Raw genomic sequence first — 19,127 nt, 5'->3', positions numbered from 1 at the left:
TAGCCCTGCAGGGGGGCATAGGCATAGAGCCAGGCCTCCTTGGCGATGGCGCGGGCTTCTGCGGGGCTGAGCGCTGCGACCTGGCCCCGGGAGCTGGGGACAGGTGCCGAAGCCGGTGTCGCCGCCAGGGAACCCAGGGGACTCAACGGTAGGGCGGCGATGAGGGCGGCGATCAAGACGACCGCTGGTCGGCTGGGGGTCGGGACCATCGTGTGGCTGAGGAAAACTGTGGGTACTGAGGGCAGGTGTCAGGCGAAGGGTTGCCTCAGGGCTTGAGCGCTTCGATGTCGTTCAGCTGCCAGACCTTGCTGAAGTAGGCCTCGGTGGGGCCATAAAAGCGGAAGTAGGCGAACCAGCCTTTGCCCGGGGTGGTCTTGATCCAGTTGGCGGCGCCGTCGGGCCGCGCCGGACCAAAGGACACATCCACCGAGCCATCGGCGTTGGTGACCAGATCCGGCTTGCGGGAGCTGAGGTCAGCGGCGCCCTGGTCGGTGATGAGCGGGCCCCGGCTGAGGTTGTCGTAGAGGGTGATCGACCAGAACTGCTTCACCGGCGCGCCCGCCGGCACCCGCATCCGGTAGGTGCGGCCGCCATCCAGCCAACGTCCGCCCTTGTCTTTCGAGGCCTCCAGGTACACCTGGCCAAAGCCCACAATCCGCCCCTGCATCCCCGCCGACATGCCGATCGCCTCGTAGAACCAGGAGCTGCGCTCGTCGAGCTGCACCCGGCGTCGGTCGGGCGTTTCCTGGTCGAGGTCGAACAGCACTGCGTACTCCCAGTGCTTGCCGGGGTACACCGTTGCGCCGGGGATTCGCTTGTCGTAGGCGATGGTGCGGGCCATCAGATCGCCCACCTGGGCGGCCTCGCCCAGCACCTTGGCCTGGCGGGCATCCGGTTGGAAGGGCTGGCCAGGGATGATCCCCAGAGGAGCCAGCATCCCGAACAGCATGCGGTCGCGGGGGGCCACCGGCTCGTTGGCATAGAGCTCGCTCAGCAGGCGCCAGTAATTCAGGTCGGCGGGCTGGGCCGACTGCCAGGGGCGACCCGCCACCGGGACATAGGCGTTCGTGGGCGGGTTGTCCCGCTGGTTCCAGCCGTAGAGCCGGTGGCGGCGCACGGTGGCTTCGGCCACGGCCTTGTCGGGATCAAGGCCTCGGGTGCCGAACCAGATCTGGTTGCTGGGGGAACGCACCAGTCGGTAACCGGGGGCCTCCGGCTCGGGGCTGCCCGGGGACAGGATCAGATACTTGCCACCGGCGCCCTTGTCGGGTCCCGTCTGGCCCATGTCGGTGATCGGCTGCTGCCAGATGTCCATCACCCCGCCGGCGGTGAGCCCGGCGGGCACCTCGATCACCAACGGGCCCTGCTTGGCCAGGTCCCAGAAGCTGAAGGCATAGAGGGTGGTGATGTTGGGGGTGAGCATCCCCGCCTTGTCCTTCAGGGTCTGGTAGAGCACCACATCGCCGTTGCGGGCGCCGAAGGTCTTGGCCTGGGCGTCGTAGAGCGCCTTGAAGCCCACGGCAGGCAGAGCCCAGAGGTAGGCCTGGGTGGCGCGCTGGAAGTCGAGCTCGTCGTAGAGCCTGGCAGCGGTGGCCTTGGTGGGGTAACCGTTCTCCAATGGAAGAACCCCAAGCCTTGTCTGTTGGACATCAGATGCGGCAGGCTGCTTGGCTTGCACGCCACTGAAGAAGCTGATACCGGCCAGGGAGGCGATCAGCGACTTCCGAAAGAGGTTGAGCTTCAAGGATTTTAGTCAGCGATCAACTTTAGCTGCTCGTTCAGCTACGGGCCGGCCAACGCTCAAAATCAGAAGCGGGCTCGGACTTAGGACACAAAGAAACCCATGCTCCCGTTTTCTGTATCTAGATGACGGGCTATGGCCGCACCTCGGCAGATTGAATCCCTCTGAGCTGAACCTATCCACTACTAGACAATAGTTATCAACTTACATCTGACTAGCGACTAGGAGCCGGTTGAGACCCGGCTATTATCGTCCCCGGTCCGAATCAGTGCTTTATATGATTCGTTGCGCAGCATGCAAATCAAGTCCGCAAAGGCTGTTGTCCAATAGTACAAAGAAACAACTTCATCCTGTCCAATTGTTGAAAGGGGCAATGCTCCCTGAGATGGAGTTCTGGCTAAAAATGAAACTCGCCCTATCAACTTTCCGCCTGCATCGAAAAGGAAGATCGGGCCAATATGGTTATCTTTGGCAAATAAAGCATATCTATAACTACCGATAGGCTTACTAAAGCCGCCTTGAAATTGCACAGCCGATCCCGATTCTTTCATTTTTCTTGCCTAGCCAGCCCATCTTGTTTGGCATGAACTTAAGCAGTGGCACACGGTTTCGACAGCAGATTGTTCATGAACTCACACAATTCGTCAGAGCGCCCACCCAAAGAAACATCGCGTCCCAGACTGGAATAACGCCAAGATCACCTGAACGCAAGAATCCCTGGTAGCGATCAAAGCTGTTTAGGAGGCGTATCAGGTGTATCTTGATGTTATACGGACTAAATTGATGCCCGGATCGATCATGGGGAATGGCTCGCGCTTGTGAGGACTCCTTCTTATCGCTGACGGTGCTGAGTGCCTAATCCCGCTGTAATGAAAACTGCTGTTGCCTCGTGCTCCACGTCAGCCGTGTGCCAGGTGCCAGGAGCATTAACTGCGTACTGGCCAGGGCCCAAAGTTACGGCCGAGCGGGCACCATCAGGATTCTCTTGGTGAAGGATCATTGATCCGGACGTGCATAGAACGACTTCGCTTCCATGCGGGTGCATTTCCCACATTGCCCACGACATGTTGAATTTGTGCATACTCACGAGACGCCCTTCGGCGCCATCCTGTGCATGCCGGTGGACGTATTCCTCGTACCAATCCATTGCACCAGTGAACAATGGCTCAACCTCGGCAGTTGCGCCTAGACCCAGATGGACTGGATGCGCAATAATGTCGCGTGCGCCCATGGAAAAATCCCCGAGTCACCATGGTTTGGAACTATATCAGAGGAATTCCTAGACAGCCGTTTTGGATCCGTATAACGAAAAATAGACGGCTTCCGATAACCTCCCGATGCCTGCCCCATCCTTCCGTGAACCACGCCGGGGCATCGAACTGACTTCCGCCAAAACCATTGCAGTGCAGGAGCTGCCTGCCTCGGATCTACCAACGTTAGCCGTGGTTCACGGGTCCGATATCCACATGTTCTATCCGATACAGATCCCTAGCTTTCGCTCAACCCTGAACCAGGGCATAGCCAAGCCACCTTCCCTCTCTCCGAATTTCCCCCAGCTGTGCTCCCACAGAAACCCGATCGTGCCCTCCAGCTCTTCAGCGAAGCGGTCGATCGTCGATCTCTGCGGGGGGGGTGGTGAAGCCCAGGCTGGCGCGGGCGGAACTGGCCAGGGCGGCCCGGTGGAGTTGCTGGTCCGGCGTGGATCATCCCGCCGCCCCCCCAGGAACGGCGGCATCGCCTCCAGCAGCGCTTCGCGGGCCCAATCGATACAGCCTCTCAGAATTGGATGGTCAGACCTCCATTGAGCCCGTAATCAGCCAAGGCTCCATTCGCGCGACTGTCGTAGCCGAAATCGGCCACGCCTCGGAGGTACACGGCCAGGTTGTGGCGGGTGGCCACATTCAGACCTAAGGCAACTCTCAGACCACTGCGATTGAGCCACGCCCCAGGGACTTGCACTTGTCGAGAAGAAAAGGGGTAGTCCACCACCTGGTCATTGCCACCTGTCCTCCATGTCCCAAACCAACTCAGCCGCGCGCTGGGAACAATCAACGTTGTACCCTGACGGACGGTTTGCGCAATGGAGACACCTAGATCAAGATTGGTCCAACTTGTATTGTTGGGAAGATAGTTTAAGTTGAAGACGTTGATGCTCGTGTTCCCACCACTGAGTTCGCCACCACTTTCTACAAAGGGGTGCTCGTTAATCCCACTCCAGCTCAGATTGAGAGAAGGCGTCAGCAGCGTGTTTCGACTCAGGTTAATTCGTCTTCCAGTGACCAAGCCAGCCGTGAAGCTTTCTGCCGATTTTTGACCGGACGCTGAGAGCGCAGAGCTGTCCAGTTGAATGCCTCGCGTCTGGCTGCCACTGAACGTGCCATAGCCTGCCAGCGCACCGATGAAGTAAGGGCCCGGTGACCACCTGCCATAAAGGCCGACGCCATAGGCCGTGGGAGACCAGTTTCCTCCGCCATTTCCCGTCTGAATGACGGACAACGAGCCAACCGAACCATAGACACCCAATTGAGTGCTGGGAGACAACGACTTTTCAAGCCCAAAAAGTGATGCACCACCACGGCTGTCAGCACGATTGACCCAGTTTCCCAGGCCTGGGTTGTCGATGTTCGTCAAGGATGTACTGAAACCCCGTACCCAAGCCCTGAGCCTCCGGCGTTCTCCGTAGAAGTCGTTCGGTTGATCGGCAAAGGTGAAACGCTTGTCAGCGGCGTGGACAGACTTTGGACCAGGTTGTTTTAGGCATTCAGCCTTGGCTTGAGCCATGGCTTTCTCCGAATCCACATAGCGTTGTGGATTGGCTTCTGAGCCTTTACACAGTGGAATTTGAAGAGGTTCAACATCCAATGTACTATTCAGTACAGCCATTGCAGAGTCGTTGAGCATCTTCTGAATGCCCGCCGGAGCCGCATCGGTGTTGCGAGGGAAGAAGCCCGAAACGATGGCTTGAGGGGAAAGAGTTGCGGCGAATGAATTTGACAAGTCCTCGACGACCGCCTCCGGCGTTAAATCGCCTGACACGCCCTCGACGACTGCCTCCGGCGTCACCTCGCCAGTGATGGGAGGTTCAAAGGGATCAGGCAACTCTGGCTCAGGTTGGGAAAACTCCAGCAAGCCAAAGGCAGCGTTATCAATGAAGTTGCCAATGCTGAGATTTCCAGTTGCTGTAGACTCGGCGGTGTAGGCAAAACGAAATTGCTGACCAGCCTCACCAATCAAGATATTCTTCTGCACGTAGTTCGTCCAGGCCTGACCGGTCTTATAGGTATCAGAACGCACGGTCGTCCATGCTCCATCCTTCAAGACTTGCACATCTAACTTCATTGTGTCGGTTCCAGCCCGTCCACGATGCCAGAAGGAATAGGATAAAACTCCCGTTCTCCCCAAAGTCACTGTTTGTGAAAGGGTGCTTGGTCGAGTGGCATTCAGTTCGGCAAAGAAGTTACCTCCGCCGACAGGGAAAAACTCATCGCCTGCGGCAGTGGCCTGAGCCGGCGCGATGGTAAAGACAGGTCCGCCAGATGAAGCACTGAAGCCTGAGGACCAGAGCTCTATCTTGTTATCCGAAGCTGATGTGTTCCAAGGGGGAACTTGTGAAGCATCAATCTGCCTGAAGTATGACCCAGTCGGCGGACCGGGAGGGTCCGGCGGGATAGGGAGGGGAGGTACCTGGGTTTCAAACCCCCCATTCAGAATCAAGTTTCCGCGATCCTGAGCGCCAGCATTTCGACCTTCTCCCAACAGGGAGAGCACTAAACATCCGATCGCCATACGCCCAACGCCAGGCCAGCTTCCCCCACGAATCAATTGAATGAATACGGCCGAACCGAAACGAAAAATTTGGGCTAGTGTAGCATCTTCGGCCGGTTTGTTAACACCCGAGAGTCAGTACTCCCAGATCAACACAGCCAAGACGGCAGGGCGAGGCTCACGCCCCCCCTCAGCTGTGCTCCCTCAGAAACCCGATCGTGCCTTCCAGCTCTTCAGCGAAGCGGTCGATCTCTTCAGGGGTGGTGGTGAAGCCCAGGCTGGCGCGGGCGGAACTGGCCAGGCCGTAGTGGCGGTGCAGGGGTTGGGTGCAGTGGTGGCCGCTGCGGATGCAGATGCCGGCGGAATCCAGCAGGGCGGCGATGTCGTTGGCGTGCAGGCCGTCCACGCTGAAGGCCGCTAAGGCGGCCCGGTCGGGCTGTTGGTCCGGGGTCGGCCCCAGGATCCGCACGCCGTCGATGGCCTGCAGCCGCTCGAACAGGCGCCGGGTGAGCTGCTGCTCCCAGGCGTGGATGCGCTCCATGCCCAGGTTCTGCAGATAATCGAGGGCGGCGCCCATGCCGATCGCCTCACCGATGGCCGGAGTGCCGGCTTCAAACTTGTGGGGCAGGTCGGCCCAGGTGCTGTGGTCGAGGTAGACGTCGTGGATCATCTCGCCGCCGCCCAGGAACGGCGGCATCGCCTCCAGCAGTGCCTCATGGGCCCAGAGGAAGCCCATGCCCGTGGGCCCGCACAGCTTGTGGGACGAACCCACCAGGAAATCGGCCCCCAGGGCGGCCACGTCCACCGGCTTGTGGGGCAGGCTCTGGCAGGCGTCCACCAGCAGCAGGGCGCCGGCACCGTGGGCCAACGCAGCCACCGCCTCGATCGGGTTGAGGCAGCCCAGGGTGTTGCTCACGTGCACCAGGCTCACCAGCCTGGTGCGTTCGCTGATCTTGGCCTTCAGGTCCTCCAGATCCAGCTCGCCGCTCTCGGTGACGCCCGCATGGCGCAGCACACACCCTGTTCGGGCCGCCAGCAGCTGCCAGGGCACCAGGTTGCTGTGGTGCTCCATCACCGACAGCAGCACCTCATCGCCCTCCCGAAGGTTGGCGTCACCCCAGGTGCGGGCCACAAGGTTGATCGCCTCGCTGGCGTTGCGGGTGAACACGATCTCCCGGGCGCTGGCGGCACCGATGAAGGCGGCCACCTTGCCCCGGGCCGCCTCGAAATGGTCGGTGGCGCGGGCGCTCAGCTGGTGGGCGCCGCGGTGCACATTGGCGTTGTCGAGGCTGTAGTACTGCTGCAGCGCCTCCAGCACCTGGCGGGGCTTCTGGCTGGTGGCGGCGTAATCCAGATAGATCAGCGGTTGCCCCAGGCAGGCCGTCTGGGCCAGCAGGGGGAAATCGGCGCGCGTCTGCACCGCCAGGTCGGCCACCAACGGAGCGCCGCCCATGGGCGGCGCCGTGATCCTCGGGGAGTTGGTGGAGGTCGCCGTCATCGGCCCTGCTCCCCCAGCAAGCTGGCCAGAGGCTGCCACGGCCGGGCGGCCTCAGGGAGGTCCTGCAGCACCTCCTCGCAGAAGCCGCGCAACAGCAGCCGGGCCGCCTGGTCGGCGGCGATGCCACGGCTCTGCAGGTAGAAGAGCTCGTCCTGCTCCAGCCGGCTCACGGTGGCGCCGTGGGCGCAGCGCACGTCGTCGGCGACGATCTCCAGTTCGGGCTTGGTGTCGATGCGGGCCCGGTCCGACAGCAGCAGGTTGCGGCTCAGCTGGGCCGCATCGGTGCGCTGGGCTGCACGGGGCACCTGCACGGCGCCGTTGAACACGCTGCGGCCTTGGCCGTCGGCCACCGCCTTGTGCAGCTGCTCCAGCCGCCCGTCCGGCCCTTCGAACACCATCTGGCTGTGGGTGTCGCTGATCTGGCGGCCATCCGCCAGCTGCAGGGCCTTGAGGGCACTGTGGGCCGCCCCCTCGCGCTGCACCAGCCGCGGCTCCAGCCGCCCCAGGGCCCAGCCCCCATGGGCACTCACGCCGCTGTAGCGGCTGCCCGTGGCCTGCTCCACCGCCACGGTGGCCAGCAGGCAGCCCGTTTCGGCGCCGGGCGCCAGCAGGCCGTGGCGCAGCTCGGCGCCCTCGCCCAGGCGGGCCTCCAGCACCACGCTGGTGAGGTTGGCGCCGCTGCTGCGGTGCACCTGCAGCACCTCCAGAGATGCCTCGGGCTCCAGCACCAGCAGCAGCCGCAGGGGCAGGATCCCCTCGCCATCACCGGCGTCACTCACCAGCTCCAGGGTGGTGGCAACCGGGCCGCGCACCCGCAGGGCCAGCACGTTTCGGGCCGTGGCGCCGTTGAGCAGCACCGGCCACAGCTCACAGCTGCCTGTGGCGGCCAGCACCTGGCCCAGGGTGTTGGTCAGTTCGTCGCCGCCGATGGGCTCCAGGCCCGCCGGCAGCGAGATCCCAGCCAGGGGGTCGCTGTGGCCATCGAGCACCAGGCGCAGGCTGCGGGCGGCGGTTTCGGGCTGGGCCGCCGGGGCGGGGCTCAGCAGGGTGGGGCTCAGCGCGGTGAGCGGCGCCAGGTCGGTGAAGCGCCAGGCCTCGACGCGGCGGGTGGGCACCGGAAGCTGCGCCAGGGCCTGGGCCGCCCGCGCGCGGCTGGCCGCCAGGGCATCGGCGCCAGCGGAGGCGCCACCAGTGGCGTTCGCCAGCAAGGCAGCGACCCAGCTGCCTGGGCCCGCGCCGGCCAATGCGGTGGGGGTGGAGAGCGAAGCGGCCACCATCTCAGCCCACCTCCGCCGGTGTGCGATCCAGGGCCGCCAGTTCGGCGTCGACCCAGTCGTAGCCGCGCTCCTCCAGTTCCAGGGCCAGCTCCTTGCCGCCGGTGCGCAGGATGCGGCCGGCCGCCATCACGTGCACGTAGTCGGGGGTGATCACATCCAGCAGCCGCTGGTAGTGGGTGATCAGCAGGGTGGCGTTGTCGGGGCCGGCCAGGTGGTTCACACCGCCGGCCACGATGCGCAGGGCATCGATGTCGAGGCCGGAGTCGGTCTCGTCGAGCACCGCCACCAGGGGTTCGAGCAGGGCCATCTGCAGGATCTCGTTGCGCTTCTTCTCGCCGCCGGAGAAGCCCTCGTTGACGCTGCGCTCCAGGAAGGCCGGATCCATCTGCACCACCTGCAGCCGTTCACGCACCAGGTCCTCGAAGGCGAAGGTGTCGAGCTCCTCCTCCCCCTTGCCGGCGCGGCGGGCGTTGGTGGCCACCCGCAGGAACTCCAGGTTGCTCACCCCGGGGATCTCAACCGGGTACTGGAAGCCGAGGAACAGGCCGGCGCGGGCCCGCAGCTCGGGCTCGAGGCTCAGAAGGTCGTCGCCCTTGTAGAGCACGGTGCCGCCGGTGACGGTGTAGGCCGGGTGGCCCGCCAGCACCTTGGAGAGGGTGCTCTTGCCGCTGCCGTTGCGGCCCATCACCGCGTGGATCTCACCGGCGCGGATCGTCAGGGACACCCCCTTGAGGATCGGCTGGTCCTCCACGCGGGCCGTGAGATCACGGATCTCGAGCAGTAGGGGAGCGTCGGGGCGGATCACGGCGGGGGAGAAAAGGGCAGGGAAGGGACGGGGAACGAAGCGTTGGACCGGCCGGGGTGGCCGTGGGCCGGGATCAGCCGACCGAACCCTCGAGCTTGAGGGCCAGCAGCTTGTCGGCCTCGGCGGCGAACTCCATCGGCAGCTGGTTGAACACGTCGCGGCAGAAGCCGCTCACCATCATCGACACCGCCTCCTCGAAGGCGATCCCCCGGCTCTGCAGATAGAAGAGCTGGTCGGCCGAGATGCGGCAGGTGCTGGCCTCGTGCTCGATGCGGGCCTCCGGCTGCTGGGAGCGGATGTAGGGATAGGTGTTGGCGGCGGCCTGGTCGCCGATCAGCATCGAATCGCACTGGCTGTAGTTGCGGGCGCCCACGGCCTTGGGGCCCAGCTGCACCAGCCCCCGGTAGCTGTTGGAGGAGTGGCCGGCGCTGATCCCCTTGCTCACGATCGTGGAGCGGGTGCGGGGACCCACGTGGATCATCTTGGTGCCGGTGTCGGCCTGCTGGCGGTTGTTGGTGAGGGCCACCGAGTAGAACTCGCCCACCGAATCGGCCCCCTGCAGCACGCAGCTGGGGTACTTCCAGGTGATCGCCGAGCCGGTTTCCACCTGGGTCCAGCTGATGTGGCTGCGGTCGCCGCGGCACTGACCCCGCTTGGTGACGAAGTTGTAGATGCCGCCCTTGCCGTTCTCATCCCCCGCGTACCAGTTCTGGACGGTGGAGTACTTGATCGAGGCGTCATCGAGGGCCACCAGTTCCACCACCGCCGCGTGCAGCTGGTTGGTGTCGAACATCGGCGCCGTGCAGCCCTCCAGATAGCTCACCGAAGCCCCTTCCTCGGCCACGATCAGGGTGCGCTCGAACTGGCCGGTGTCGCCGGAGTTGATGCGGAAGTAGGTGGAGAGCTCCATCGGGCATTCCACCCCCTTCGGGATGAACACGAAGGAGCCGTCGCTGAACACGGCCGAGTTGAGGGCGGCGAAGTAGTTGTCGTTGCCGGGCACCACCGTGCCGAGGTACTTCTCGATCAGGTCGGCGTGGTCCTTCACCGCCTCGCTGATCGAGCAGAAGATCACGCCGTGCTCGGCCAGCTTCTCCCGGTAGGTGGTGGCAATCGAAACGCTGTCGAACACCGCATCCACCGCCACGTTGGAGAGGCGCTTCTGCTCGCTCAGGGGGATGCCGAGCTTCTCGAAGGTTTCCAGCAGCTTGGGGTCCACCTCATCGAGGCTGGCCTTCTTCTCCTGCTGTTTCGGCGCCGCGTAATAGATGATCTCCTGGTAGTCGATCGGCGGGTGGCCCAAGGAAGCCCAGTCAGGCTCCTCCATCTGCAGCCACTGGCGGAACGAGCGCAGGCGGAAGTCGAGCAGGAAGGCGGGCTCGTTCTTCTTGGCGGAGATCAGCCGCACCACGTCCTCGCTGAGCCCCTTGGCGATCTTCTCGGTTTCGATGTCGGTGACGAAGCCGTACTTGTACGGCTGGCTCACCAGATCGCCGACGGTTGCGCTGCTCGCCATGGGGGAAAGGGGCCGGTTCAGCCGGCGGTGAGGGTCTGGATGTCTTCGAGGCTGATGGTCTGCTCCTCGCCGCGGAAGGGGTTGTCTTCGGTGAGGAAGAGCATGCAGTGGCATTCCTTGCGCTCCCGCATCGGCACGCAGGGGCAGTTCCAGAACGCCTGGGCCACCTCGGCCTCCTTGTCTTCGTAGTGGCGGCAGGGGCAGAGGGCGCCGCCCAGCTCGTCCTTGTGCCGGGCCAGACCCTCGAGCACCACGGCGGTGACCCCCGGATCGCTGCAGAAGTAGGTGCCGGTGCGCTGGGCGTAGGTTTCCGCGAAGCGACGGATCACCTCCAGGCTTTCGGCACCGGGGGTCGTGGTGGTGGAGGCGTCGGTCATGGGCAGAGCGTCGGGTAGCGCGCACCGGTGGATCGAATAACGAAACACTTTGGTTTCGTTACTGCGGGAGCCTAAGGCACAGGCGAGGTCCGTTGACGGCGTGGAAAAGCCATTGTGACGCCCCGGCGGGCACCACGGGCCAGCCCCCATTCCCCCGATGTGCGTGGCATGGTGTTTTTGTCTGACGCCCGTCATGAGCGCCCCCGCCCCGTCCTCCCCCCCCGCGGCCAGCCCCGCCGAGGCAGCCCATCCCACCCGGGAGGCGGCCCTGTCAGTGCTGCTGCGGGAAGGCGAGGCAACGGCGTCCCAGCTGGCGGGGTCCCTGGGGGTGTCGGTCCAGGCCATGCGCCGTCACCTGCGCAGCCTGGAGGACGACGGCCTGGTGGAGGCCAGCCCCTCCCACGAAGGGCCAGGCCGGCCCAGCAACCGCTGGCGACTCACCGACCAGGGCCAGGGCCGCTTCCCCGACGGCAGCGAGAACTTCGCCCTCGGCCTGCTCCACACCCTCACCGAAAGCCTGCCGGCGGACACCCTGGAGCTGGTGCTGCGCCAGCAGGCTGAGGAGAAGGCCGCCGACTACCGCCGCCTGATCGGCAGCGGCCCTTTGGGCCAGCGGATCGAGCAGCTGGTGGAACTGCGGCGCAAGGAGGGCTACGTGGCCGAATGCCGCCGCGACGACGACCCCTCCGCCTGGGTGATCAGCGAATTCCACTGCTCGGTGATGCGCATCGCAGAGCAGTACCCGGTGGTCTGCGACCAGGAGCTGCGCCTGATCCGCCAGACCTTCCCCGACTGCGCCGTGGAGCGCGTCCACTGGCGGCTGGAGGGCGGCCACAGCTGCGGCTTCCGCATCGCTCCCGTCGCCCCCTGAGCCGTGCTCAGCCCCGACGAGCTGCAGGAGCTGGAGGCCACCCTGCTGCCCACCCTGGAGCGCCACCACCTGCGGCTCCTGGCCCATGGCCTGCGCACCCTGCAGGCCATCGCCGGGCGGCGGGCCGGCGCGCTGCCACCCGAGGGGGCGGTGGCGGCCTGGGCCGCCACCCAGCCGGTGATCGCCGCCGATGCCGGCTTCGCCGAGGCCTTCCTCCACCAGATGGAGGGGGTGGGGCAGCAGCTGGCGGCCATCGCCACCGCCTCTGGCCGGGAGCCCCTGGCCCTCGAGCTGGCCGACCTGGTCCACTGGGCCACCGGCGAGGCTGACCGGCGCGTCAGGCCCCCGGCAACCCCACCAGTCCCGCCACCAGGCTGACCCCGGCCAGGGCGGCTGCGGCGGCCAGCCCCCCCCGCCAGCCGGGTCGGTCCCCCTCCAGGGCCGCCAGGGGCAGGGCCATCACCGGCGCCGTCGACAGAAGGGCCACCGCCAGCCCCCCCGGCAGGCCCGCCAGGGCGGTCTGCTGCAGGGCGATGCCGGCGCTGGTGCCCAGCAGGGTGGCGGCCAGGGCCAGGGGCCAGCGGCGCCCGGCCGGTCGGGGCCCCTGCACGGCCCGCGGCAGCCCCGCCAGCAGGGGCAGCATCACCAGCGCCGCCGCCGCCAGCCGCAGGGTGGCGGCCTGCAGCGGCTCCGGCCCCCCGGCCAGCAGCCCCGCCCGCGCCAGCAGCGCCCCGCCGCTGCCGCAGGCCAGGGCCCCGAGGGCCAGGGCCACCCCGGCCGCTTCGGCCCCCGCCGGCTGGTCCTCCCGGGGCGCGCGCTGGTGCACCACCAGCAGCACCGCCAGGGTGATCAGCGCGATCCCCAGCCACTGGGCCGGCCGGGGCACCTCCCCCAGCAGCGCCACCCCCGCCAGGCTCGTGACCGCCGGCCCCCCGGCATCGATGGTGAGGGTGCGCCGGGTGCCCAGCCGCCGCAGGGCCGCAAAGAACAGCGTGTCCCCCAGCGCGATCCCCAGCACCCCGCTCAGGGCCAGCAGCACCAGCGCGCGCGGCGCCATCCGCCAGGGCAGGACGAGGGCGAGTGGCAGCAGCAGGGCCACCGCCAGCAGGTTCTTGAGCAGGTTCAGTCGGGCGGCCGAGAGGGAGGTGGGCAGCCGGCGCCAGAGCAGGCTGGAGAAGGCCCAGCAGAAGGCGGCCGCCAGGGCGGCGGCGACGGGGGCGGCGGACAAGGGGCCGCGGGAGGGTGGGAGAGTTGCGATCATCGCCTGATCGCGCCCCATCGCCTGAGGCCCCCCGTGAGCGGATCCATCGCCGACGCCATCAGCTTCTTCCGGCTCAGCTGCGGCCGCTGGCGCTCCCAGCGCAGCAGCCACCACCTGCTGCACCGCCGCGCCGAGGCGGGCGGCTCCTTCATTGAAGTGGTGGAGCTGGAGGCGGCCGATCCGCGCCTGGAGGCGATCGCCGTCCTGCACGGCCAGGCTCCCTCCGGCCTGGTGGGCGGCTGCCGGGTGCGCTGGAGCGGCTCGATGGCCTGGGACAAGGCCGGCGAGGCCCACGAGGGCGAGAGCGTCTTCGGCCTGATCCCCACCGATGAACGGGGTCGCAGCGGCCTGCTGCTGCGCGACCGCGGCTACGCCGAAACGGCCCCGGTGGCGGGCCACTTCGCCATGGACGACCGGGACGGCCTGCTGCTCACCACCAGCTACGAGACGATGAACAGCCTGGAGCGCTTCAGCTTCGCCGGGCCCGACGTGCGCCTCCGCACCAGCACCGTCGAGGGGCTCTCCAACACCGCCTCCTTCTGCGTCGAGACCCGGATCGCCGACGAGGCGGCGGCCGCGACCGGCGCCAGCGCCGACGCAACGGGCACCCCGGCGAGCCACGAAACCGCCTGCCTGTCGGCCCTGGGCTGGTGACGGGAGCGGCGCCGGTGTTGTGTCGCCAACGTTACGGACTGTGAGCCCTGCCCGCCCGCGCCCGGGGCCGCCGGGGCCCTACTTCTACGATCCCCAACGACGGATGCCGGACCACGCGTGGCTCTTCCACTCCTCAAGTACGCCCCCACCTCCCAGAACTCGCGTGTGACGCCGTTCCGGGTGGGTTCCGACGAGGACCCCAAGGCCGTGTCCATGGACAAGGCCATGGACCGGGAAGATCAGAATTTCGTGATCGAAGCGGCCTACCGCCAGATCTTTTTCCATGCCTTCAAGGTCGACCGCGACCGCACCCTTGAGTGCCAGCTGCGGGACGGCCAGATCACGGTGCGGGATTTCATCCGCTCCCTCTGCCTGTCGGACACCTTCAACCGCAGCTTCTACAACCTCAACAGCAACTACCGGGTGGCCCGCCACCTGGTGGAGAAGCTGCTGGGCCGCCCAGTCCACGGCAAGTCCGAGGAGATCGCCTGGTCCGCCGTGATCATGACCAAAGGGGTCAAGGGCGCGGTGGACGCCATCCTCGACTCCCAGGAGTACCTGGACGCCTTCGGCTATGACACCGTGCCCTACCACCGCAACCGGGTGGTGGGCTCCCGTGAGGTGGGCGAAACCCCCTTCAACCTCACGTCCCCCCGCTACGAGTCGTACTACCGCGGCATCCTGGGCTTCCCCCAGATCGTCTACACCGGCAAGTCCCGCAGCTTCCCCGAGCGCGCCCAGCAGCGCCGTGGTGGCTTCCCGCAGGACTACCTGCCCTGGGTCCGCACCCTGCCCGCCCTGCGTGGCGTCGGCAGCGCCGCCGCCGGCAACACCGGCATGGACTACCTCTCCAAGGTGCCCTACCGCAGCATCGGCCGCTGAGTCCGGCCTTCGCCGGCAGGTGTCCCGCCGGCCTCTGATCGCACCCTGGCCCTGCAGCGTCACAGCTGCAGGGCTTTTTCGTGTCCCCGTCTGGCGAGAGGGGGAACGGGTGAGCCCCAGCCGTCAGTGGATCCTGACCACCAGGGGCTGGCTCCGCGCAAAGGCGGAAACGTCCTCCAGACTGATCCCAAACGAATTCTGATGTTGTGAGCCAGAAGACGCTGACCTCCCTGGCAATGATGACGCTGCGCCAGTTGCGGCAGATCGCCAGTGACCTCGGCGTTTCTCTGTACAGCCGCAAGTCCAAGGAGGAGCTGGTGGAGGCCATCAGCACCCGCCAGGTGGAGGAAGGCAAAGGGCGGAGTCTCGAGCGCATCGAGGCGGAGATGGCCCCGGCCCCCCGGCCCGCCGCCGAGACCCGCGTCGTCTTTCTGCCCCGCGATCCCCAGTGGGCCTACGTCTTCTGGGACATCTCCGAGGACGACCGCAGTGACGCCCTCCATGCCGGTGCCTCCCAGCTCTGCCTGCGCGTCGCCGACGTGACCGGCCTGGCCGGCGGTTCGGCCCACCCCCACACCCTCCAGGAGGTGGTGGTCGACAGCCATGCCACCGAGTGGTACCTCCCCGTCCCCCTCTCCGACCGCGACTACCGGGTCGAGCTCGGCTACCGCAAGGGCGCTGGCGGCGGCTGGATCTCCCTGGCCTATTCCTCGGTCGCCCGGGTGCCGTCGCTGCATCCCTCCGAGCAGATCCTCGACCAGTTCGTTCCCTTCTCCCTCGACGCCTTCCCCTCCGCCTCCACCAGCCTGCCGGCGTCCGAAGAAGCCGTCGATTCCGGCCTGCACGAGCGGCTCTACCAGAGTGCCACCAGCCAGTGGCGCCGCCTGGGCCGCGGCTCCGAGGCCTTCCACGAGATCGATGCCACCGCCGGTCTGGAGGGCGGCGGCGCGTTCTCCGCCTCCGGTGCGGGCCCCTGGGCCTCAGGTCGCAGCGCCTCCGGCATGGGTGGGGTGGGCTCCCGTCAGCGCTCCTTCTGGCTGGTGGCCGATGCCGAGCTGATCGTCTATGGCGCCACCGATCCGGCGGCCCGCCTCAGCATCGGCGGTGAGGAGGTGCCCCTCTCGGCCGATGGCACCTTCAGGGTGCAGGTGCCCTTCCGGGATGGCCAGCAGCTCTATCCGATCGAGGCCCTGGCCGCCGATGGGGAGCAGAAGCGCAGCATCACCATGGAATTCCGACGCTCCACGCCGGAAGCCAACGTCAACAGCCGCGAAGCCTCGATCGCTGAGTGGTTCTAGGCCTCAGGACCCGGCCCCGGCCGGCCCTGCCAACCGTTCAGCCACGGCGGCGATGAGGTCCTGGGGTGTGATCGGCGCCCCAACCTCCAGACAGCGGTCCCGTTCATGCCCGTCCGGGGGCTCCACGGCCCTGAGCTGGGCTTCCAGCACGGCCCCGTCGGCATCGGAGGGGTCGTCGCCTACGGCCTGGCGTTCCACGAGGCGTCGCCGGGCCTCCTCCTTGGAACTGACGCAGGCCAGGATCAGGTACGGGACACCGCGCTTACGGGCCAGGTCCTCCATCCGCCGCCGCTGATCGCGGAGCAGGAAGGTGGCATCCACCACCACCGAGAGCCCCGCCGCGAGGATCCGCTCGGCCTGCTCCGGCAGATGCCGGTCGTAGAGCATGGCGCTCACCGCCGGCCGGTAGGGATCACCCAGGAGCGGTGGGGCCAGCCCCTGCCCCCAGCGACCGAAGAGGCGCTTGCGCTCCACGTCGGAGCGCAGCTGGATCCAGTCCTGCCGCCGGCAGAGCTGGCGGGCCCGGTGGCTCTTGCCGCTGCCGGACACCCCGTGGGTGATCACCAGGGCCGGGGCTGGGGTGGCGGTGGCCCGGCTGGCGCCCTGCAGATAGCGCTCCAGGTCCTGTTGCAGCAGGGCCGAGTCCTGGGCGCCGAGGCTCTGCTGGCCCAGGCGCAGGGCGCAGACCTTGGCCCGCACCAGCGATCGGTACACCCGGTACCAGCGCCAGGTGAGCAGGCCGGCATAGTCGCCGCAGCGACCCAGCCAGCGGTTGAGCAGCACCGCTCCGAGGTCCGGCCGGTGGCGGTGCTCCAGATCCATCGCCAGGAAGGCCAGGTCGCTGATCACGTCGATCCAGCGCAACTGGGGACTGAATTCCAGGCAGTCGAAGACCCTCAGGCGCTCCCCCTCCAGCAGCATGTTGCCCAGGTGCAGATCTCCGTGGCACTCGCGGATGCGGCCCAGGCTTCGGCGCTCGACGAAGCTCGGCCGCAGCCGCCCAAACTGATCTTCGGTCCAGTGCCGCAGGGCGGCAACGTCCGGCTCGGGCGCCAGGCCGCAGGCCTGCAGCACCTCCAGGTTGGCCATGGCCGGGGCCTTCACCAGCTCCGGAGCCCCATAGGAATCCTCCGGGCCGGCGACAGCGGCGGCGGCATGGAAGGCGGCCAGATCATCCGCCAGCCCTTCGAGCTGGGCCTCGCTGAGGCCCTGGTGGTCGAGCACCGCGCCCAGCAGGGCGCTCTGGGGAAACTGGCGCATGCGCACGGCCAGCTCGAGGGTGGGCCCGGAGCCGTGAAAGGCGGCTCGCTCGGGCGGGCCGTGGATGGGGCTGAGGCCCAGGTAGAGGTCCGGAGCCAGGCGTCGGTTGAGCCTCAGCTCCTCCTGGCAGAACCAGCGGCGTCGCTCCGGCGTTGAGAAATCGACGAAGCCCAGATTCACCGGCTTCTTGATCTTGTAGGCGAGGGTTCCGGTGAGCAGGATCCAGGAACTGTGGGTTTCCAGGCAGTCGACCCGCTCGACCGGATGGTCATAGGCGGCGGGATCCAGCAGGGCGGCGATCAGAGGGACCACGGCCGCTCCGATGCTCCTTGCGGTTCAATCCAACCATCTGCAGGGTGATGAGGGCCTCCACCGGGGTCCACACCAGCACAGGTAGCAACAGCCCCGCCGCCAGGGGCGAAGCGGGCAACACGATCAGGGCCAGGACCAGCGTGGCCAGCCAGCTCAGCAGCCAGAAGGGAAGACCGGCGGTCAGCCGATGTAGCCGGCAGATCACCAGGTGATCGAGGCGCAGCAGCAGTAGCAGGGCCCCATAGGCGCCCATCCAACGCCAATCGCCGCTCTTGCGCCAGTAGGAGAGCGCCGAAAAGTAAAAGCTGACGTTGATCACGAACCAGGCGGCCGGGATCCAGGGCTGCATGCTGATCCAGTCCGGTCGCTTCAGGGTGCGATACCAGGAGAAATCCCGCTCCGAGGGGTTGATCACCAGCGTCACCACCAGAAGGGTGATGAGGATCAGGAGCCAGGGAGGCACGGGCATCTGCAGACCTACGCATTATTGGTCGCTGCCGGGGGCCCGTCCACGGACGGGATGTCGGTTCGTCGCGCCGGCGGACCAGACCGCTCGACGTTCCTACGGTTGAAGGGTCCCACGAGCTTGATGGAGGCCCCATGCATACCCACGACCTCGAGAACCACGACAACCTCTACGCCGACGAAGGCAAGATGGTGACCGGTGAGACCAGGGCGGACGCCCAGAGCCATGCCTACTGGGCCGTGGGTGCCATCGCCTTGATGGTGGTAGGACTGGGCGTGGCCCTGGTCATCTCCTGATCCCCCAGGACACGCTCCTGGAAGCCGATGAGGGGGACGGGTTGCCAGAGCCGGACCCAGCCCCCGCTTTCCCTGTGCCGGCGCCAGGCGGAGAGGCGCAGCGGCTGGACGGCGCCCCAGCGGCAGATCAGCAGGTAACGATGCCCCCAGGCCGGGGGCCAGGCCATGGCGGCCCCCCTGGCCCAGGGCCAGCGGTCAGGAGCCAGGGGTTCGAGATCGCGATGGCGGCGCAGCAGGCTCGGCAGCAGGAGGCCGGCGGGGATCGACGGGCCCCAGGCCTCGTCATCCGCTGCCCCGAGCTCCGCCAGGCAGAGGTGCAGGCGCCGGGCCAGCTCGGGCGGGTCGCCCCGACTGGGGAGAACCAGGTGCAATCCTCCCCAGCCGGGAAAGCCCAGACAGGAGAGAAGGGCGCCGGAAGTGGTGCCGGGAGCCATGCGGAGACGGGACGTTGACATCCCTTCGGTGCCACCGTCCGTCACGCAGCGGCCGCTGGGGGGGCCGCACTGGCAGGATCGGCGGGAAGGACGTCACTCCCTTGCCGCCATGTTCGAGAACCGCGAGCGGCCCGCCTGGGTCAACTGGCTGATCCTGGCGATCTTCCTGTTGTCCTCGTGGCAGCTGGCCGGGTTCTGGTTTCAGCAGCTGCACCACTGAGCCTGCAGCCACATCAGGAGGGACGTCGCGGTCGGGCGGTGAGGCCCCGCACCAGCCGGACGCCGCCGCCCACCAGCAGCAGCAGGGCCATCAGGGCCAGCAGGGCCACCACGATCACGCTGCCCAGCTGCAGAATTCCCATGCTGAGCCGGCTCAGCCCGCCGATCAGGTGGGCGATGGCATTGCTGACCAGG

The 19,127-nt window shown here is 66.7% G+C and carries 17 protein-coding genes and 1 pseudogene; 5 read left to right on the top strand and 13 right to left on the bottom strand.

Annotated features, from left to right (window positions below; genetic code table 11):
- Window positions 1-265: 265 nt before the first annotated feature.
- From KBZ04_RS03915 to KBZ04_RS03880, 8 genes are all read right to left on the bottom strand, one after another.
- On the bottom strand, window positions 266-1,618 hold the full coding sequence (locus KBZ04_RS03915; RefSeq protein ID WP_254990593.1) for a DUF1254 domain-containing protein: 1,353 nt from the start codon (window positions 1,616-1,618) through the stop codon (window positions 266-268).
- A 344-nt stretch (window positions 1,619-1,962) separates the two neighbouring features.
- Window positions 1,963-2,292: a hypothetical protein gene (locus tag KBZ04_RS03910; protein WP_254990592.1), complete on the bottom strand. Its 330-nt coding sequence runs from the start codon at window positions 2,290-2,292 to the stop codon at window positions 1,963-1,965.
- A gap of 1,225 nt (window positions 2,293-3,517) precedes the next feature.
- Entirely contained in the window at window positions 3,518-5,527 is a 2,010-nt protein-coding gene (locus KBZ04_RS03905; protein WP_254990591.1) for an autotransporter outer membrane beta-barrel domain-containing protein, read from the bottom strand.
- Between the two features lie 169 nt (window positions 5,528-5,696).
- The gene (locus tag KBZ04_RS03900) at window positions 5,697-6,959 is read right to left on the bottom strand and encodes a SufS family cysteine desulfurase (RefSeq protein ID WP_254990595.1); all 1,263 of its coding nucleotides are present in this window, start codon (window positions 6,957-6,959) and stop codon (window positions 5,697-5,699) included.
- A 41-nt stretch (window positions 6,960-7,000) separates the two neighbouring features.
- Window positions 7,001-8,281, bottom strand: coding sequence for a Fe-S cluster assembly protein SufD (gene sufD / locus KBZ04_RS03895; protein WP_254990590.1), 1,281 nt, complete (start codon window positions 8,279-8,281; stop codon window positions 7,001-7,003).
- Window position 8,282: 1 nt separating this feature from the next.
- Window positions 8,283-9,086, bottom strand: coding sequence for a Fe-S cluster assembly ATPase SufC (sufC, locus tag KBZ04_RS03890; protein WP_254990589.1), 804 nt, complete (start codon window positions 9,084-9,086; stop codon window positions 8,283-8,285).
- Window positions 9,087-9,159: 73 nt separating this feature from the next.
- Window positions 9,160-10,602 carry a Fe-S cluster assembly protein SufB gene (gene sufB / locus KBZ04_RS03885; protein WP_254990588.1) on the bottom strand — a complete coding sequence of 481 codons (1,443 nt, stop codon included), beginning with the start codon at window positions 10,600-10,602 and terminating at the stop codon, window positions 9,160-9,162.
- A 17-nt stretch (window positions 10,603-10,619) separates the two neighbouring features.
- Window positions 10,620-10,979 (bottom strand): ferredoxin-thioredoxin reductase catalytic domain-containing protein, encoded by a 360-nt coding sequence (locus KBZ04_RS03880; RefSeq protein WP_254990586.1) that lies wholly within the window; start codon window positions 10,977-10,979, stop codon window positions 10,620-10,622.
- Between the two features lie 193 nt (window positions 10,980-11,172).
- Between KBZ04_RS03880 and sufR the strand changes: the two genes are divergently transcribed.
- Both sufR and KBZ04_RS03870 read left to right on the top strand, forming a co-directional pair.
- Window positions 11,173-11,850, top strand: a complete 678-nt coding sequence (gene sufR, locus KBZ04_RS03875; protein WP_254990585.1) for an iron-sulfur cluster biosynthesis transcriptional regulator SufR — start codon at window positions 11,173-11,175, stop codon at window positions 11,848-11,850.
- A 3-nt stretch (window positions 11,851-11,853) separates the two neighbouring features.
- Entirely contained in the window at window positions 11,854-12,228 is a 375-nt protein-coding gene (locus KBZ04_RS03870; protein WP_254990584.1) for a hypothetical protein, read from the top strand.
- Here the strand turns inward: KBZ04_RS03870 and KBZ04_RS03865 are convergent.
- Entirely contained in the window at window positions 12,188-13,111 is a 924-nt protein-coding gene (locus KBZ04_RS03865; protein WP_254990583.1) for a DMT family transporter, read from the bottom strand. The two genes, KBZ04_RS03870 and KBZ04_RS03865, sit on opposite strands and share 41 nt — an antisense overlap.
- 33 nt (window positions 13,112-13,144) lie before the next feature.
- Between KBZ04_RS03865 and KBZ04_RS03860 the strand changes: the two genes are divergently transcribed.
- From KBZ04_RS03860 to KBZ04_RS03850, 3 genes are all read left to right on the top strand, one after another.
- Complete coding sequence (locus KBZ04_RS03860) at window positions 13,145-13,765, top strand: phycobiliprotein lyase (protein ID WP_254990582.1); 621 nt, start codon at window positions 13,145-13,147, stop codon at window positions 13,763-13,765.
- A gap of 117 nt (window positions 13,766-13,882) precedes the next feature.
- On the top strand, window positions 13,883-14,647 hold the full coding sequence (locus KBZ04_RS03855; protein ID WP_254990581.1) for a phycobilisome rod-core linker polypeptide: 765 nt from the start codon (window positions 13,883-13,885) through the stop codon (window positions 14,645-14,647).
- Window positions 14,648-14,886: 239 nt separating this feature from the next.
- A complete protein-coding gene (locus KBZ04_RS03850; protein WP_254990594.1) occupies window positions 14,887-15,945 on the top strand; it encodes a DUF4912 domain-containing protein in 1,059 nt (352 codons plus the stop codon).
- A 3-nt stretch (window positions 15,946-15,948) separates the two neighbouring features.
- Here the strand turns inward: KBZ04_RS03850 and KBZ04_RS03845 are convergent, their stop codons facing one another.
- The 4 genes and pseudogenes from KBZ04_RS03845 to KBZ04_RS03830 all read right to left on the bottom strand — a co-directional run.
- Window positions 15,949-17,517, bottom strand: a complete 1,569-nt coding sequence (locus tag KBZ04_RS03845) for an AAA family ATPase (protein WP_254990580.1) — start codon at window positions 17,515-17,517, stop codon at window positions 15,949-15,951.
- Window positions 17,474-17,980: a TspO/MBR family protein gene (locus tag KBZ04_RS03840; RefSeq protein ID WP_254990579.1), complete on the bottom strand. Its 507-nt coding sequence runs from the start codon at window positions 17,978-17,980 to the stop codon at window positions 17,474-17,476. Before KBZ04_RS03840 ends, KBZ04_RS03845 begins: the two co-directional genes overlap by 44 nt.
- A 232-nt stretch (window positions 17,981-18,212) precedes the next feature.
- On the bottom strand, window positions 18,213-18,713 hold the full coding sequence (locus KBZ04_RS03835) for a hypothetical protein (protein ID WP_254990578.1): 501 nt from the start codon (window positions 18,711-18,713) through the stop codon (window positions 18,213-18,215).
- 233 nt (window positions 18,714-18,946) lie between these two features.
- Window positions 18,947-19,127, bottom strand: a pseudogene (locus KBZ04_RS03830) (hypothetical protein); the annotation flags it as partial.

The organism is Cyanobium sp. N5-Cardenillas, assembly GCF_024345515.1.
GTDB lineage: Bacteria > Cyanobacteriota > Cyanobacteriia > PCC-6307 > Cyanobiaceae > Cyanobium.
The sequence above is the reverse complement of the archived record's forward strand: the minus strand, read 5'-3'. Positions and strand labels throughout refer to the sequence as shown.